The following is a 15,243-nucleotide window of genomic DNA, read 5'->3' as shown; positions in this document are numbered from 1 at the left end:
TGTGGAAAAGAATCCATAGAAACTGTATTATCCTCTACATCGTAAAATACCTTGTCTTACAGTACGATTAAGTCTTTAGGGAATTTTGTTAATACTTCCACACCATCTTTTGTAACCACGACATCATCTTCAATACGAACACCTGTCACATCAGATTTGTAAACACCAGGTTCGATTGTGAATACCATGCCTTCTTCCATCATCATGTCATTTGTTCCTGTAATAGATGGGAATTCATGAACGGAAATGCCAAGCCCATGGCCAAGTCGATGTGTGAAATATTCACCAAATCCTGCGTCTGTAATAGTATCGCGCGCAATTTTATCTAAATCCATTGCACGTACTCCAGGCTTTACAGCTGCAATGGCATTGGTATTAGCCGCTAATACAGCATGATAGATTGCCTTTTGTGGAGCAGATGGTTCACCAAAAGCCACTGTACGTGTAATATCAGAGCAATAACCATCGTAAATTACCCCTAAATCAAATAACACCATATCGCCTTTTTCGATTTTACGTGAACCAGGTTTACCATGTGGTGAAGCCGATTTTGGTCCACTTAATACCATTGTTTCAAAGGACATTTTACAGCCTTTTTCTTGAATAGCACTTTCAATAGCAGTTAAAATCTCCATTTCAGTTTTACCTTCAGCAATTTCTTTGCAACCTACTTCAATCGCATAATCGGCAAGTTGAGCCGCTTTGCGTAGCTTATTTAACTCATTTTCATCTTTAATCACACGCATTGCATTAATTTTTTCATCAAGGCGTACGAATTGAGCTTGTGGAAATGATTGTTGTAAAGCTTCTAAACGTTCTACGATAAGCTGTGCTTTTTCAATCGCAAATGTTGATGGATTTACATTGCGCTTATGAATCGCTTGTGCAAGAACATCCATAGCATTATCTGTATCTTGATGACCGATTACTTCATATGACCAGCCGGCAGCTTGTGCATCTGGAATTTCCATTTGTGGACAAATTAAAAAAGGTTGTGCTTCTTTAAAAATCATCACACCTAGTAATCGTTCGTGGGGATTACTTTTAAAACCTGATACGTAATAGACATTATCGGGAGTCGTTACGAATGCGGCATCAATTTGATTTTTTTGTAAATAGTTTTGGATTTCTTGTACTTTTGACATCATCCATTTCCTCCTCATATTGCACCTAATTTTTTACTGATGTTAGTTTAAAACATCATCTTTCAAGTGGCTTCATTTTCAGGTATAAGCAATGCAATGCTAACGTTTATTTGGAGCACCCGCAGCGCGGTTATAACAAAAAATGATTTAGCACGACGGTTCTTTTCTCGGCATATACATGTCAAAGGAAAAGCTAGCACTATAGCACTTTTATATCCTGTACAAGCATATCAAAAAAAGGGAAAAAGCGCATGGATAGCGAATTAAAAGATGGAGCAAATATTATGGTGTTGGGAGGAACGTTTTTATGCAAATTAGTTATCATGGTCATTCTGTCGTTAAAATTCAAACAAATGATCAAACAATTTTAATTGACCCTTTCATTAATGGAAATAGCCAAACCGATTTGAAAGTTACAGATGAGGCACCGGATATTATTTTACTTACACATGGGCATAATGATCATGTAGGGGATACGGTGGAACTTGCTAAGAAAAAGGACGCGCTAGTTATTGCACCAAATGAATTAGCAAACTGGATTTCATGGCAGGGTGTGAAAGCGCATCCAATGCATATTGGTGGAGCAAAACAGTTCGATTTTGGAAAAGTGAAGTTTACACAGGCTTTCCACGGCTCCTCTTATATAACAGAAAACAATGAAATCATTTACATGGGGATGCCTGCCGGCGTGCTATTATTTATCGAGGGATTAACGATTTATCATGCGGGGGATACAGCACTATTTAGCGATATGAAGTTAATTGGTGAACGTCATCCGATTGATATAGCGTTTATACCAATTGGAGATAATTTTACGATGGGCCCTGAAGATGCTGCATGTGCTGTAGAATTTTTAAAACCAAAAATTGTTGTACCGATACATTATAATACATTCCCTCCAATTGAGCAGGATCCGCAAATTTTTGCAAATTTAGTACAAAATGCGGAGGTTCAAATTTTAAAAGCTGGTGAAAAAGTAAACTGTTCCTAATCATTTAAGGTGCTGTACTATAATAATTGACACCACGTGCGTAGTTGAAATAATAGGAAACGTTAAACATTTTACACCTTTATACTCAATATTTTCGCAAAAAATATGGTACACTAAGAACAGAATTCATTGCTTGAGAAATAGGTGATATTTTGTCAACAAAACATGAGAAGATTTTACAATACATCGAGTCACTACCCGTGGGCGATAAAATTTCAGTACGACAAATTGCAAAAGAAATGCAAGTAAGTGAGGGAACGGCTTACCGCGCTATAAAAGAAGCGGAAAATCGTCGCTTAGTAAGTTCTATTGAGCGTGTCGGAACAATTCGTATTGAGAAGAAAAAGAAAGAAAACATCGAACGGTTAACATTTGCAGAAATTGTTAATATTGTAGATGGCCAAGTGTTAGGTGGTAAAACGGGTCTACATAAAACATTAACAAAATTTGTAATCGGTGCGATGCAATTAGAAGATATGATGCGTTATACAGATGCTGGTAGCTTACTTATCGTCGGAAACCGTATAAAAGCGCACGAAAATGCGCTACGTGCAGGTGCTGCTGTATTAATTACCGGTGGCTTTGACACAACAGATGACAATAAGCAACTTGCCGATGCACTGGATTTACCGATTATTTCTACTAGCTACGATACTTTTACCGTTGCCACGATGATTAACCGTGCTATTTATGACCAGTTAATTAAAAAAGATATTTTATTTATTGAGGATATCTATGTACCAATGGTTGAGACATCTGTGTTACGCAATGATGAAACGATCCATCATTTCCACAAGTTGAATGAGCGTACAACACATGGTGCATTCCCAGTAGTAACTGCCAACAATAAATTGGTCGGAATGATCACTGTTAAAGACGTTATTGGTAGGGAAGAGGACGAGCTGATTGAAAAGGTTATGACGAAAAATCCAATCGCTGGTTCAATGAAAATGAGTGTCGCGTCTGCAGGGCACCGCATGATTTGGGAAGGAATCGATTTACTACCAATTGTCAATGACGATAATGTTCTACAAGGTGTAATTAGTCGTCAAGATGTGCTGAAAGCATTGCAACTTGCACAAAGACAGCCTCAACACGGTGAAACAATTGATGATTTAGTAAAGAATGAGATGAAAGTGCTAGGCGATGAAGATTTAATCGTTGAGTTTAAAGTGACACCGCAAATGACAAACCAATATGGGGCTATTTCTTACGGAGCATTTACAACTTTACTAGCCGAAGTTGGATCATTTGCATTAAAGCGTCGAAAACGTGGCGATGCAGTGGCAGAAAACATGACGATTTATTTCATTAAGCCTGTTCAAATGGAGAGCACACTTACTGTTAAGCCCCGCATTTTAGATATGAGTCGGAAGTTTGTTAAGATGGACTTCGAAGTATTTAATGAGCAAATGCTTGTCGGTAAGGCAATGATGATGTTCCAACTATTGGAGCGTTAAGTACACAAAAAGGGATGGCCTAGGGCAAATACTAGGTCATCCCTTTAATCGTTATGTTCAATGATATGTGCCATGCAATTAGGAATTATCGATTGATACGATATTCTTCATCCACAAATTGACCATAGTGGCGAGCTTTTTTAATATTTTCTACAATAACAAAGATGCCTAATGCGACAAGAATTGCTACAATGATAAATGTAAACATTCCAGGGAATAAGTAAGCTTGGTTCAAAGAAAATGCAAGAATAAAGGAACCAAAGCCTATATTCGCCTTACTTTTGTACCAATTTTTAGCAATAGGTAATGGAGAACGGAACTGTTTTGTTTTAAAATAAAAATAAAAGACAAATGATATGATAATTGCGAACACAAAAATTAAATTGAGCATAGTAAACCTCCTAGCATAACTAGACATTATTGTAACGATTATTGAAGAAAAATGCTAACGGTTATTACTATCATTTTGGGGGAAATCATTTTGAAAAGACAAATCATCGACACAATTGCTTCATATGAGACAATCGTTATACATCGCCATGTGCGTCCTGATCCGGATGCGTACGGATCACAATTAGGGTTAAAAGAATTGATTTTAGCCAATTATCCTGATAAAAAAGTGTACGCTGTAGGCCAGCATGATACGTCTTTGTCGTTTTTAGCAGAGCCCGATCAAATTGCGGATGCTGTTTATGAAAATGCTTTAGTTATTGTGACAGATACAGCGAATACGGAGCGTATTGACGATCAACGCTATACAAAAGGTAAAATGGTTGTCAAAATTGATCATCATCCTAATGACGACCAATACGGGGATTTATTGTGGGTAGATACAACAGCAAGTTCGTGCAGTGAAATGATTTATGAGCTTTTTGAAACAGGTAAAGAAACATTGGATTGGCAACTATCGGATGCATCCGCTAGATTATTATTTGCTGGAATTGTAGGAGATACAGGGCGTTTCCAATTCCCAAGTACGACCGTAAAAACATTTAGAGTGGCAGCAGAACTCATTACATATCATTTTGATCGAAATCAAATTTTCGATGGGATGTATGAAATGGAACAAAAACTATTAACTTTACAAGGTTATATTTATCAAAACTTCATAATGGATGAACATGGAGCGGCGTATGTTAAACTGACAAAGGAATTACTTGCTGAATTTAACGTTGTGCCGTCAGAGGCATCTCTATTAGTCGGTTGTTTAGGCAGTGTAAAGGGAATTTGTGCTTGGGTTATTTTCATAGAAGAGGAAGACCAAATTCGAGTTCGTCTCCGTTCTAAAGGCCCGATTATTAACACATTAGCAAAAGAATTTAATGGTGGGGGACATCCTCTTGCTTCAGGTGCAACTGCCTATTCATGGCAAGAAGCAGAACGTGTCACTGCACGTTTACAAGAAATTTGTCAATCATATCATTCGTAATTGAAAGGCGGGGATTCTTTTGACACATGTATATACACAAATGCATACGAGCGCGGATTTATTGCAAAGCACGATTCGGCTTGAACAATTGATCCCTTTTTTACAAGAGCAAAATACGCAGGCCTGTGCAATTGTCAATTCGAAATTGTACGGGCTTTTGCCTTTTTGTCAAGCGATGCAGCAAGCAAATATCCATGCGGTAATAGGGCTTACAATAAAGGTGCAGTGGGATGAAAAAACAATTCCGCTTGTGCTGTATGCGCAAACACAGGAAGGTTATCAGCATCTACTAAAGATTAGTAGTGCTGTTTCTATTCGACAAGACGAGGTATTGCCTTGGAAATGGCTTGAAGGCTATGCGGCAGGATGTATAGCGCTACTGTCGACGATTGAAATAGCCGATAGAGCAGAGTGGCAAGCAATGACATGTGCGCTACAGCAAGTGTTTGGAAAACGTCTATATGTAGGGATCGCAAGACCAGGAGGAATAAGAACAGACAATGAAGCGATGATTGCGCAGTGGTGTGAAGCCGAAAATATTGCCATTGTAGCCACGCAACGTTGCTATTTTTTACGACCAGAAGACCATTTTGCTTATGAAGTGGCTAGAGCAATCGATACAGGGGAAAAGCTTCAAAACACGATGCTTACAGCGCATTTAGAAAACTATTTTGTACCAACTGAGGAACAGTGGAAAGGTTGGTTTGGAGATCGTTTAGAGTGGCTTGAAGCAAGTGCCAGCATGCTTGCTAGCTGTGTTGCAAAAATTCCAGAAACGCATGTTCAAATGCCTACATTCCCTGTACAAGAGGGAGAAACAGCCGAAGACTTGCTTGTCAAAGAGGCATTTTTAGGCTTAGCTGCACGTTTGCAGGTGGCTGAGCTACCTGTAGCATATCGAGAGCGACTACAATATGAGCTTGGAATCATCTGTTCAATGGGCTATGCTGATTATTTTTTAATTGTTGCAGATTTTATGCATTTTGCCAGAGAACAGCGTATTTTAACTGGGCCAGGTCGTGGGTCTTCCGCAAGTTCACTCGTTGCTTTTAGTCTCTCTATAACACAGGTCGACCCACTCGCCTATGGTTTATTATTTGAACGCTTTTTAAATCCTGAGCGTGTTACACTGCCAGATATCGATATTGACTTTGTGGACAGTAAACGACATCAAGTTATTCAATACGTCGTACAAAAATATGGCAAGGCTAATGTCGCACAAATTATTACTTTTGGTACTTTGTCTGCGAAAGCAGTAGCGAGAGATGTGGCGCGTGTTTTTGGGTTTGAGGCTGAAGTGATGGAGAAAATATCGAAAATGATCCCCAATAAACCAGGGATGACTTTGCACAGAGCGGTGGCAGAATCACCAAACTTTCAAACTTGGTTAGCGGAAAATGAATACCATCAACGTTGGTATGAAGTGGCATTAAAACTAGAAGGCTTGCCGAGAAATTCTTCTACCCATGCAGCGGGTGTTGTGTTAGCACCGACACCTTTAGTGAATACAATTCCAATAGAAGATGGTCATGATGGTGTGTATATTACGCAGTGGCCGATGGGGGATGTGGAGGCGCGTGGGCTTGTAAAGATGGACTTTTTAGGGTTGCGCAATTTAACAATTTTAGAGCAAGTACGTTGGTCTATTTATAAAACTGGAGGGCCATGGATAGAATTTGACCTTATTCCAATGCATGACGAGCTGACGTTCCAGTTGCTTCAAAAGGGTGATACAGTTGGTATTTTTCAGCTAGAATCGGAAGGGATGAAACAAGCATTACGTGATATTCATCCAAGCCATTTTTTGGATATTGTAGCTGTCAATGCACTTTACCGTCCAGGCCCAATGGAATTTATCCCTGTGTACGCTAGACGGAAAGCAGGCAAGGAACAAGTAACGATGCCCCATCCGTTGCTGGAACCAATTTTACGCGAAACATTTGGTGTTATTGTTTATCAAGAGCAAATCATGCACATTGCTGCAACGATGGCAGGTTTTACAATGGGGCAGGCGGATTTATTGCGTCGTGCGGTGAGTAAGAAAAATCGTGATATTTTAGACGAGCAACAAGCGGCCTTTGTCAATGGGGCATTGAACCAAGGTTTTGATCGACATATTGCAGAAGATGTCTATGCGCTAATTGTCCGCTTTGCAGACTATGGCTTCCCAAAAAGTCATGCTGTTGCCTATAGTGTCATCTCGTATCAAATGGCGTATTTAAAAGCACATTATCCGCAAAGTTTTTATGCTGCTTTATTAACAAATGCAACGGGAAATACGGAAAAAATTCAGCAACTTGTAGCGGAAGCGAAAGATAAAGGAATTCCATTTTATCCACCTTCGCTGTTGCACAGTACAAAATTCTTTGTAGTTGAAAAGGATGGAATTCGCTTTAGTTTATCCGGCGTTAAAGGTGTGCCGCACACGTTTATAGAGAAGGTAATGGCAGTACGCAAAACAAATCCAGCTGCTTTTCATAATTTATTTGATTTGGCAGTCGCTTTAAGTGCACAACATTTCAAACCGAAAGTAATGGAAACTTTAGTTTATGCAGGTGTGCTCGATTATCTAGGTAAGGATCGTGCGGTGCTCGTAGCTACTTTAGAGGCGGCGCTAATGCATGCAGAACTATTGCGTCCAACAGAAGATGTAGATATAGAAACGGCAACTGCGTTTACTTTTGGGAAACCAAAGTATATGCAAGCAGAAGCGATGCCCCAGAAGGAAAAACTCCAGCATGAAAAAGAAAGTCTAGGCTTTTATATATCAGCTCATCCTGTTTCAGAAGTAAGAAATTACTGGGCAGATGTGAATATTACATGTGCAGAACTGAAGCATGCACGTGAGGGAATGTATGTAAAAATGATTGGTCTGATTGAAGAGGTAAAAAAAATCAGAACGAAAAAAGGAGAGCAGATGGCTTTTGTCCAACTCCAAGATGAGTTTGGTACAGTATCTGTGACATTATTCCCGCAAGTATTTCAACTCGTACAGGAAATGTTGCTGGAAGATGGGTTACTATATATTGAAGGCACGCTGGAAAAACGTTTTGGGAAACCACAAGTGAAAGTAAAACATGCACAATCGACTGAAAAATTATGAAATTAAACAAGAATTTAGAAACTGCATAGCATCATATGCAGTTTTTTCTTTACTTTTCATCAGTTATTTTGTAAGATATAGTCAATGCTAAAAAGTGGTCAGACCACTTTTGATAACGGGAGTTAATCATATGGATAAACAAACCGAACAAAAAAAAGTGTTTTTAGAAATCGTTCAGCAATTGCGTCAACTGATTCGAATGGAAAAAATTCAAGCTGGAGAAAAGCTTCCTTCTGAACGTGTATTATCAGAAAGGTTAGGTGTTGGGCGATCCTCTGTAAGGGAGGCACTGCGCAGTTTAGAGTTACTTGGACTCATCGAGACACGCCATGGTGGGGGTACATTCCTTGCCTCAACACATAAGCATCAGCTTGTAGAAGTACTGTCGATGTTTATATTAGAAGATGAAAAATCAAAAAAAGATGTCGAATTAACGCGACAAATTCATGAAAAGGAAGCAATTCGCGTAATAAGTTGTACAGAGATTCTTCGTACACTACCTGTGTGGGACAGTTTTTTTGTGAAGCTGGAGATTGAAGGAACAGTCAATTGTCGCGATGTGTTACGAGAAATAATCATTACATCAGGCAATCGGCTTTCGCTGAAAATCTGGTTTCAACTTGCAGCTTATGACGGTGACCGTTTAAATCGAAACTCAACGGAAGATGAAAAACTTATCCTTCAAACAATGTTGAAATCGATGCAGCTTGGTTATGAAAAAGAAGCTTTACGAGCTTACGAGCAGTGGATGGGTACTGGTCAAACTTTTTAGACAACAAAGGGGGAGTCAAACATGGCAATACGCGACATATTTAGCGCAAATCGAAAAAAGAAACAGGATGGTCAAGAAAAGGCATTTCCAGAAGGACTCATGACAAAATGTCCAGAATGCCGCCATATCCAGTTAACAAAAGAATTAGAGAAGCATCACAAAGTATGCACGAAATGTGGTCACCATTTTAAAATGACGGCACAGGAGCGTGTAGCAGACTTCTTAGATGAAGGTTCTTTCGTTTCTATGGACGATCATTTACAAACAAGCAATCCACTAAATTTCCCTGCCTATGTAGAGAAAATTAATGCGGATCAACAAAAAACAGGCCTAAATGAAGCAGTATTGACAGGGTTAGGCACACTGGATGGGGAAGAGATTGTCGTTGCTATTATGGATTCTCATTTCCGTATGGGGTCAATGGGCTCTGTTGTTGGAGAAAAGATAACACGTGCTGTTGAAAAAGCAACAGCATTACGTGTACCATTTATTATTTTTACCGCAAGTGGTGGCGCACGAATGCAAGAAGGTGTTTTATCGTTAATGCAAATGGCAAAAACGAGTGTGGCGTTAAAACGTCATAGCGATCAAGGGCTATTATTTATTTCGATTTTAACGCACCCAACGACAGGCGGTGTTTCTGCAAGTTTTGCCTCAGTGGGGGATATTAATATTGCGGAACCTCAAGCACTAATCGGCTTTGCTGGTAGACGTGTAATTGAAGAAACTGTAAGAGAAAAATTACCAAATGATTTCCAAACAGCAGAATTTTTATTAGAACATGGTCAACTAGATGCCATCTTCCATCGCAAAGATTTACGTAAACAAGTGGCTGTGCTTGTAAAAATGCATACGAAGGGTGGCGTACAACATGTCTAAAAATTTAGCCTTTGAAGAACCTGTAGTACAATTACGTGAAAAAATTGATGAATTAAAAACGATTGCAGCCGATGCGGATGTAGATATGACCGGTGAGATTGAAAAGCTGGAAACACGTTTAACGCAATTGGAGCAATCAATCTATGCCAATATGAAGCCGTGGGATCGAGTGCAAGTGGCACGTCATCCAGAACGACCAACAACGTTACAATATATTGAAGCGATGTGCGAAAACTTTATTGAACTACATGGTGATCGTACGTTTGGTGATGATGCGGCGATACTTGGTGGGATTGCTCTTTTTGAAGGACAACCTGTCACTATCATCGGTCATCAACGTGGCAAGTCCACAAAAGAAAATATTCGCCGTAATTTCGGTATGCCACATCCAGAAGGTTATCGTAAGGCGTTACGCTTAATGAAACAAGCTGAAAAGTTTAATCGTCCAATCATTTGTTTTATTGATACAAAAGGTGCTTACCCAGGGAAAGCAGCAGAAGAACGTGGTCAAAGTGAAGCGATTGCTCGTAATCTAGTAGAAATGGCAGGGTTATCAGTACCAGTCATTAGCATTGTTATAGGAGAAGGCGGTAGTGGCGGTGCTTTAGCATTAGGTGTAGCAAACCGTGTATTCATGTTAGAGAACTCTACTTATTCGGTTATTTCTCCAGAAGGTGCGGCTTCAATTCTATGGCGTGATGGTAGTCTTGCAAAGCAGGCGGCTGAGGCAATGCGCATTACCGCACCTGATTTAAAAGAGCTTGGTGTTATTGATGGGATTATTCCTGAAATCACTGGCGGTGCTCATCGCAATGTAGCAAAGCAAGCGATCTATATAAAGGAGTGTATTAGTGACACACTAAAAGCGTTAAATTCTTTAAATGGTGAGCAACTAATTGAAGACCGCTATGAAAAATTCAAAAAAATTGGACAATATACAGAAGTGTAGACCAAACACATGACAAAGCGCTGACTGTCTAAACGTTAATTTATAACGAAGGATTTTTAAAAATGTTAAATTTTAGATGCTTTGTGATGGGAAGAATGTGTGAAAGCGCATTCTTTTCATTTTTTATGTAAAAGTTATGTTTTTCTAACGTCAGAACCCTTACATAGTTTGTTTTTTCGTGTTAATGTGAATAATATTAGATAACACTGCAGGAGGTTGTTCGACAATGAAAAAAATTGCCGTATTAACAAGTGGTGGAGATGCACCTGGCATGAACGCAGCCATTCGAGCAGTCGTTCGTAAGGCAGCTTATCATGGACTAGATGTTGTTGGCATTAAGCATGGCTATGAAGGTTTAATTAAAGGATCTTTTGAGCTACTTGATTTAGGCTCTGTAGGTGGCATCATTCAAAGAGGGGGCACGAATTTATTTTCAGCTCGTTGCCCTGAATTTAAAGAAGATGCTGTCCAACAACAAGGTATTGCTAAAATGCGAGAAGCAGGTATCGAAGGTCTAGTTGTTATCGGGGGTGATGGTTCCTATCGAGGTGCAATGGACCTTGTAAAAAAAGGGTTCCCAGTTGTTGGTGTGCCTGGAACGATTGATAACGATGTTCCTGGAACAGAATATACAATTGGCTTTGATACTGCGCTTAATACAGTCGTTGAATCAATCGATAAAATTCGTGATACGGCGACTTCCCATGAAAACTCTTTTATTGTTGAAGTTATGGGGCGGGATGCTGGTGATATCGCATTATGGGCAGGGCTTGCAGCAGGTGCTGAAACCGTCTTAATTCCCGAGGAAGATTATGATTTAGACGACATCATATCGCGTCTAGAGCGTGGTGAAGCACGAGGGAAAAAGCATAGTATCATTATTGTAGCAGAGGGTGTAATGTCAGGAAGCGATTTGGCAAAACTACTAAAAGAAAAGACGGGGAAAGAGACGCGTGTTTCAGTTCTTGGTCATATTCAACGCGGTGGTTCTCCAACGGCACGTGATCGTGTCCTCGCAAGTCAATTTGGTGCACATGCAGTAGAATTATTAATGGAAGGTAAATCTGGTCGAGCTGTAGGCATACGCAACCATACAGTGATTGACTATGATATGCCAGAAGCTTTTGAAAAGCATCATGAGTCAGATGTAAGCTTGTATACTTTAATGAAAGAACTATCAATATAATTTGGCGTAAAACGGAGTGGGCAGAAAATGAGAAAAACAAAAATCGTATGTACAATTGGTCCAGCAAGTGAGTCACCGGAAGTTTTAGAAAAACTAATTGAGGCAGGTATGAATGTAGCCCGCTTAAATTTTTCACATGGTTCACATGAAGAACATGAAGTGCGCATTAATTTAATTCGTGAAGTTGCAGATAAGTTAGGAAAACCAGTAGGGATTTTGCTCGACACAAAAGGACCTGAAATTCGCACGCATAATATGCAAAATGGAGAACTGCATTTAACAGCAGGACAAGTAATCGATATTTCGATGACGGAAGTAGAAGGAACAGAGGCAAGCTTCTCTGTTACGTATGACCGACTAATCGAAGACGTAGAACAAAACTCCATTATTTTATTGGATGATGGTTTAATTCAATTACGTGTGCTAGCAACAGATACGGAAAAAGGGCTTATCCACACAATCGTAGAAAATGCTGGGGTCTTAAAAAATAAAAAAGGTGTTAACGTCCCTGGCGTTTCAGTGCAATTACCAGGTATTACTGAAAAAGATGCACAAGATATATTATTTGGTATTAAGCAAGGTGTCGATTTTATTGCCGCTTCATTCGTTCGTCGAGCGAAAGATGTATTAGAAATTCGTGAATTACTTGAGCAAAATGGTGGTAGTCATATTCAAATTATCCCGAAAATCGAGAACCAAGAAGGTGTCGATAATATTGACGAAATCATTTTAGTATCAGATGGATTAATGGTAGCACGTGGTGACCTTGGTGTAGAAATTCCAGCCGAAGAGGTACCTTTAGTTCAAAAGAAATTAATTTTAAAATGTAACCAAGTTGGTAAACCAGTTATTACAGCTACTCAAATGTTAGACTCAATGCAACGTAATCCTCGTCCAACACGAGCAGAAGCAAGTGACGTTGCGAACGCCATTATTGATGGAACGGATGCGATTATGCTATCTGGTGAAACAGCAGCAGGAATTTACCCAGTGGAATCTGTACAAACGATGAATAAAATTGCACAGCGCACTGAAAATTCATTGGATTATAAAGCAATCGTTTCGACGCGTAGTCGTGAAAAAGAAGCGAATATGACAGAGGCTATTTCTCAGGCAGTAGCTTATACTTCGATAAACTTAGGCGTAAAAGCAGTATTGGCACCGACGGAAAGCGGAAATACAGCGAGAATGATTGCAAAATATCGTCCTGGTGTACCAATTGTTGCTGTTACGGGCTCTGCAAATACAGCCAATGCACTAACGCTTGTATGGGGTGTCTATCCAGTAGTATGTCAACGTGTTACAACGACAGACGAAATTTTAGAACTGGCAGTAGACGAAAGCTTAAAACATGGCTATGTCACGCATGGTGATGCAGTTGTTATTACGGCTGGAGTTCCTGTTGGTGAAGCAGGTACTACAAACTTAATGAAAGTTCACATTATTGGTGATCTGTTGGCGCGCGGTCAAGGAATCGGCAAAGCGTCAGTAATCGGTAAGACAGTTGTAGCAAAAAATGCAGCAGAAGCATTAGCATATGACACAGATGGCTGCATTTTAGTAACGTTAGGTTCGGATCGCGATATGATGCCAGCGATTGAAAATTGCATCGGCCTTATTACAGAGGAAGGCGGACTGACTAGTCATGCTGCTGTTGTAGGGCTAAGCCTTGGTATCCCTGTAATCGTCGGCGTAAAAGAAGCGACAACATTAATTCGCCACGGTCAGGAAATAACAATGGATGCTGAAACAGGTGTTATTTATAAAGGACATGCAAGTGTACTTTAATAAATAATGACAAGGCTCTAGTAGGGGGAACCGTACTAGAGCCTTTTACATAACAAGTGATAAATAGTATTTACATGTATTTGTTTTTTAGATGAAACTTATTGGGCTATAATAACGTATAGAAGGTATAGCTTTTTCAATAGAAAGGAGAAAAATATGAAAAAATTTTTTCTTAGTTTTGTTGTATATGCATTAGCCGAACTGGCGTTATTAATAGTTATTGGTCAAAATATTGGCGTTTTCAATACATTATTACTTGTTGTCGCTACGACAATTATTGGTATTTATATAGCGAAAAATAAAGGTATTAATTCCGTAAAAAACGTAAAACATATGGTAGCACGAGGGGAAGCTCCGGGACCTGCATTAGTCGATGCCATGTTGAATTTTAGTGGCGGTGTACTTTTAGCACTACCAGGTTTTATAACAGATGTTATCGGGTTGTTATTGCTGTTACCAATAACACGAAAATTATTCCAACCGCTCGTATTTTACTGGATGCGTAAAAAAATGAAAAAAGGACAATTTATCATTGTTCAAAAATAGATTTTTCTTTCAGCTTAACAGCTAAAAATAAAAATAGTGGGCTTAGTAAAATACCATAAAAGCCGAATAATAAAATGGAGGCAGCACTGATGAAAAACGTGTGAAATGTTCGCAATTGCAGTGTATTCGACCAAAGCATAGATTCAGCTAGCTGCCTTGTAAGTTGGACAAACAAATACAATAGTAAAATGGCAACACATAAAAAGGTATTACCATTAAAATAAAAGTAAATGCTCATTGGGACAAGAAAAACACCAATGCCAAAAAAAGGTAGTACATCTGCAAAAGCAACAATAAATGCTTTCGTAATAGCTTGTTCAAATTGGAACATCATAAAGCCTGCACAAAGAATGAGCAGTGTAATCGTAAATAACTGAAATTCCACGAATACAAAGTAATGAAACAGTTGCATAACTTTAGAAAAATGAGATTGCCATTCATGTCTATATTTTTTTGGGGCATATTGGAAAAACCAATAACGAGATTTCCTTGTTTCTAATAATGCAAAATAATATGCAACAAGAAAAATAAAAACTTCAATGACGTGCTTCATAAATATTTGAAATAAATTTGCTGTATAAACGACGATTGAATCAAAAATAGACAGTGATTTCTCCTGTAAAAACTGCATGAAAATGGATTCATATTCAGTGAATAATGGGAAGTTTTGGAGTGTATCTCGTATTTCTGGAAAGATGAGTATAATGCTGTTTATTGATATAATAATGAGGAGAACAATGCAAGAAAGTATCAATATTTCAACGATAATTGCGGCAATCCAATAAGCGATTTTACAGTACTTATGAAGAAAATTTATTATTGGATATGTGGTGAATGATAAAAATATAGCAAGAGACACAGGTAATACGAACCAAAGAATCACTAAATAGAAAATAAACCAGAAAATATTAATAGTTCTTTCGTATGAAAAATATTTAATATTCCTCATTTTTACAAAATCACCCCGATTCAAATGAAAAAATATTGTCAAAATA

13 protein-coding genes are annotated in these 15,243 nt (G+C 38.8%); 10 read left to right on the top strand and 3 right to left on the bottom strand.

Annotated features, from left to right (window positions below):
- Positions 1-56: 56 nt before the first annotated feature.
- Positions 57-1,145, bottom strand: coding sequence for a M24 family metallopeptidase (locus C9J37_RS08900; RefSeq protein ID WP_107895122.1), 1,089 nt, complete (start codon positions 1,143-1,145; stop codon positions 57-59).
- 307 nt (positions 1,146-1,452) lie between these two features.
- Between C9J37_RS08900 and C9J37_RS08895 the strand changes: the two genes are divergently transcribed.
- A complete protein-coding gene (locus tag C9J37_RS08895) occupies positions 1,453-2,136 on the top strand; it encodes a metal-dependent hydrolase (protein ID WP_107895046.1) in 684 nt (227 codons plus the stop codon).
- Positions 2,137-2,288: 152 nt separating this feature from the next.
- Positions 2,289-3,596: a DRTGG domain-containing protein gene (locus C9J37_RS08890; protein ID WP_024363795.1), complete on the top strand. Its 1,308-nt coding sequence runs from the start codon at positions 2,289-2,291 to the stop codon at positions 3,594-3,596.
- 85 nt (positions 3,597-3,681) lie between these two features.
- Here C9J37_RS08890 and C9J37_RS08885 read toward each other — a convergent pair whose 3' ends face one another.
- Positions 3,682-3,987, bottom strand: coding sequence for a YtpI family protein (locus C9J37_RS08885; RefSeq protein WP_107895045.1), 306 nt, complete (start codon positions 3,985-3,987; stop codon positions 3,682-3,684).
- A 90-nt stretch (positions 3,988-4,077) separates the two neighbouring features.
- Here C9J37_RS08885 and C9J37_RS08880 point away from each other — a divergent pair, with 90 nt between their 5' ends.
- The 8 genes from C9J37_RS08880 (at position 4,078) to C9J37_RS08845 (ending at position 14,248) form a co-directional block, all read left to right on the top strand.
- On the top strand, positions 4,078-5,025 hold the full coding sequence (locus C9J37_RS08880) for a DHH family phosphoesterase (protein WP_107895044.1): 948 nt from the start codon (positions 4,078-4,080) through the stop codon (positions 5,023-5,025).
- A 19-nt stretch (positions 5,026-5,044) separates the two neighbouring features.
- Positions 5,045-8,128 (top strand): DNA polymerase III subunit alpha, encoded by a 3,084-nt coding sequence (gene dnaE, locus C9J37_RS08875; RefSeq protein WP_107895043.1) that lies wholly within the window; start codon positions 5,045-5,047, stop codon positions 8,126-8,128.
- Between the two features lie 130 nt (positions 8,129-8,258).
- On the top strand, positions 8,259-8,900 hold the full coding sequence (locus tag C9J37_RS08870; RefSeq protein WP_025220305.1) for a FadR/GntR family transcriptional regulator: 642 nt from the start codon (positions 8,259-8,261) through the stop codon (positions 8,898-8,900).
- A gap of 21 nt (positions 8,901-8,921) precedes the next feature.
- Positions 8,922-9,779, top strand: a complete 858-nt coding sequence (accD, locus tag C9J37_RS08865) for an acetyl-CoA carboxylase, carboxyltransferase subunit beta (protein WP_024363800.1) — start codon at positions 8,922-8,924, stop codon at positions 9,777-9,779.
- Positions 9,772-10,728 carry an acetyl-CoA carboxylase carboxyltransferase subunit alpha gene (locus C9J37_RS08860; RefSeq protein ID WP_107895042.1) on the top strand — a complete coding sequence of 319 codons (957 nt, stop codon included), beginning with the start codon at positions 9,772-9,774 and terminating at the stop codon, positions 10,726-10,728. The genes accD and C9J37_RS08860 overlap by 8 nt, the downstream gene beginning before the upstream one ends.
- Positions 10,729-10,954: 226 nt before the next feature.
- The gene (gene pfkA / locus C9J37_RS08855; RefSeq protein WP_024363802.1) at positions 10,955-11,914 is read left to right on the top strand and encodes a 6-phosphofructokinase; all 960 of its coding nucleotides are present in this window, start codon (positions 10,955-10,957) and stop codon (positions 11,912-11,914) included.
- Between the two features lie 27 nt (positions 11,915-11,941).
- Positions 11,942-13,702 (top strand): pyruvate kinase, encoded by a 1,761-nt coding sequence (pyk, locus tag C9J37_RS08850; RefSeq protein ID WP_107895041.1) that lies wholly within the window; start codon positions 11,942-11,944, stop codon positions 13,700-13,702.
- A 156-nt stretch (positions 13,703-13,858) separates the two neighbouring features.
- Entirely contained in the window at positions 13,859-14,248 is a 390-nt protein-coding gene (locus tag C9J37_RS08845) for an FxsA family protein (protein ID WP_024363804.1), read from the top strand.
- Here the strand turns inward: C9J37_RS08845 and C9J37_RS08840 are convergent.
- Complete coding sequence (locus C9J37_RS08840) at positions 14,232-15,197, bottom strand: AI-2E family transporter (protein ID WP_235617066.1); 966 nt, start codon at positions 15,195-15,197, stop codon at positions 14,232-14,234. The genes C9J37_RS08845 and C9J37_RS08840 overlap by 17 nt on opposite strands.
- Positions 15,198-15,243: the final 46 nt, after the last annotated feature.

Origin of the sequence: Lysinibacillus mangiferihumi (genome assembly GCF_003049665.1) — a bacterium.
Taxonomy (GTDB): Bacteria; Bacillota; Bacilli; order Bacillales_A; family Planococcaceae; genus Lysinibacillus; species Lysinibacillus mangiferihumi.
The sequence above is the reverse complement of the archived record's forward strand: the minus strand, read 5'-3'. Positions and strand labels throughout refer to the sequence as shown.

What these genes read in the sequence shown, in the direction of transcription:
- C9J37_RS08870 (WP_025220305.1), top strand. Translation starts at nt 8,259, where the DNA reads ATGGATAAACAAACCGAACAAAAAAAAGTGTTTTTAGAAATCGTTCAG.
- C9J37_RS08840 (WP_235617066.1), bottom strand. Translation starts at nt 15,197, where the DNA reads ATGAGGAATATTAAATATTTTTCATACGAAAGAACTATTAATATTTTC.
- C9J37_RS08885 (WP_107895045.1), bottom strand. Translation starts at nt 3,987, where the DNA reads ATGCTCAATTTAATTTTTGTGTTCGCAATTATCATATCATTTGTCTTT.
- C9J37_RS08845 (WP_024363804.1), top strand. Translation starts at nt 13,859, where the DNA reads ATGAAAAAATTTTTTCTTAGTTTTGTTGTATATGCATTAGCCGAACTG.
- C9J37_RS08900 (WP_107895122.1), bottom strand. Translation starts at nt 1,145, where the DNA reads ATGTCAAAAGTACAAGAAATCCAAAACTATTTACAAAAAAATCAAATT.
- pfkA (WP_024363802.1), top strand. Translation starts at nt 10,955, where the DNA reads ATGAAAAAAATTGCCGTATTAACAAGTGGTGGAGATGCACCTGGCATG.
- accD (WP_024363800.1), top strand. Translation starts at nt 8,922, where the DNA reads ATGGCAATACGCGACATATTTAGCGCAAATCGAAAAAAGAAACAGGAT.
- C9J37_RS08860 (WP_107895042.1), top strand. Translation starts at nt 9,772, where the DNA reads ATGTCTAAAAATTTAGCCTTTGAAGAACCTGTAGTACAATTACGTGAA.
- pyk (WP_107895041.1), top strand. Translation starts at nt 11,942, where the DNA reads ATGAGAAAAACAAAAATCGTATGTACAATTGGTCCAGCAAGTGAGTCA.
- C9J37_RS08895 (WP_107895046.1), top strand. Translation starts at nt 1,453, where the DNA reads ATGCAAATTAGTTATCATGGTCATTCTGTCGTTAAAATTCAAACAAAT.